Genomic DNA, 2,231 nt, shown 5'->3' with positions numbered 1-2,231 from the left:
ACCGCTCCACCACCCTCGGCGACAAACAATGCTTCACCTACGACGGCCACCGGCGCCTCAAGAGCGCCTGGACCGCCGCCACCGACTGCGCCACCACCCCCACCACCAGCAACGTCAGCGGGATCGCCCCCTACTGGAAGTCGTTCACCTACGACAGCGCCGGAAACCGCAAAACCGCCACCAACCACCTGGCCACCGGCGGCTCCGCCACCACCACCTACACCTACGACCTCCAGCACAACCAGACACCCCGCCCGCACCTGCTCACCGGCACCACCACGGCTCCCACCAGCCCAACCCAGCCCGCCACCAGCTACACCTACGACCAATCAGGCAACACACTCACCCGCACCACCGGCACGGGCACACCGGACGCCACCACCCAGACCCTGGAATGGGGCCCGGAGAACACCCTCACCAACGTCACCGAAGCCGACAACTCACAAACCTCATTCCTCAACGACGCCGACGGCAACCGGCTCATCCGCCGCGACACCACCGGAACCACCCTCTACCTCGGCGAAACCGAACTACGCCTCGACAAAGCCACCAACACCGTCCAGGCCACCCGGTACTACAGCCACGCCGGCCAGACCGTCGCCATGCGCACACCACAGTCACTCACCTGGCTCAGCACCGACCACAACGGCACCGCGAACCTCCAGATCGACGCCGCCACACAAACCGTGACCCGACGCCACACCCAGCCCTTCGGCGAAACCCGCGGCACCCAGCCCCACACCTGGACCGGCGACAAGGGATTCGTCGGCGGCACCCAGGACCCCACCGGACTCACCCACCTCGGAGCCCGCGACTACGACCCCACCACCGGCCGCTTCACCAGCGCAGACCCCATCGCCGACCTCAAAGACCCCCAGCAGATCAACGGCTACGCCTACAGCAACAACAACCCCGTCACCTTCGCCGACCCCGACGGCAAATGGCTCCTCCCCATCCTCATCGGCATCATCGCAGTCAAAATCGTGCGGGTAGTGGCCGCCGCGCACCAGGCATACCGCCAACGCTCCCACTCCAGGGCATCCAGCGGCTCCTCACGATCAGGAGCCGGGACCGGGACGGGAGGTGGGCACGGTAGCGGGTTCGGGGGAAAAAGGGGCGAAACCAAGAACATCATTGAGTACGTCAACGGGCTCCCGGAAAATAACGAACCCGAGAACCCCAGCCGCCTGGGACGGTGGCGCGACCTCCTCCAAGGAATAGGCACCGGAATCGGCGGGATAGCCGCAGACACCGTGGACATCGGAGTCAAACTCCACCCCTCCTGCTGGGTCTTCGGCGACTGCGGCGAAGCACGCAACACCTACGACAAAGTCGTCCAAGACCACGGCCTCAAACCAGAAAGTGAGGCAGCCGACGCGGGCGAGTTCCTCGCCCAGGTAGGATCACTCTTCAACGTCGGGGGAATCTTCAGGGCGCTGACAAAGAAGGTGCTAAAGGGGGCTACGGCCCGCCCGGGAGGAAGTCTAAAGGGAGTCAACCCCACAGGTTCAATGACAAATTGCGCACGATGCGCGATTGCCACAGACCTGAGACTGCAGGGACAGAGCGCTGTGGCAGGTCCGGGAGACATAACGGACGCGGGCGTTCTGGAAAAGCACTTCGGCTCTGCATTCAGGGCCACATCGGGGCGTGACGGCATCGCGGGCGACCTCTTGCGGCGGGGGAACGGAGCCCGGGGAATCGTCTACGGCTTTGAAACAAACCGCAGAGGTGACATCATCTGGGGCCACTTCTTCAATGCCGTGAACGACGGCGGCAATGTGAAGTTCCTCGACGGGCAGGCCGGCGGGTATGCTGACACTTCATGGACATACATGGACTTCATGCACACGGGAGCCAGAAAGTGACCCTAACTGAAAGTGAAGCGCGCGCCCTGGCGGAGAGTTTTGGAAGGGCAAACGTGACCGATTGGGACTCCTGGGGATTCGAGATGTCCCTGGAACCGTCACTGTCCACGCCCGATGGCTTCACTTTCGTGTATTTCCCGGCAGAGCGAGGCCCCAGCGGAGAGAGAATTAGACTGGGAGGTAACTTGCCAATCGTCGTCAGCAAAAAGGACGGCAGTTGCCGGTACCTCAACCGGGGAGAGTACATCAAAATGAAGGGCAAGTAGGCAGATGTTGGTCCGGGATGCACCTTCGGGAATGGTTCTTTGGCAGTGGAACAAAGAACCTCTCTGGACAGCCTGCTAAGGCCAGATACGGTAGCCC

At 62.9% G+C, this 2,231-nt stretch carries 1 protein-coding gene; it reads left to right on the top strand.

Annotated features, from left to right (window positions below; translation table 11 throughout):
- A partial coding sequence (locus ACWF94_RS39150; protein ID WP_453499852.1) for an RHS repeat-associated core domain-containing protein occupies positions 1-1,868 on the top strand: 1,868 nt, incomplete at its 5' end.
- Positions 1,869-2,231: the final 363 nt, after the last annotated feature.

The sequence above is a fragment of the Streptomyces sp. NPDC055078 genome, from assembly GCF_053607985.1.
Note: the sequence above shows the minus strand (reverse complement) of the source record. Positions and strands in the feature narration are given on the sequence as shown.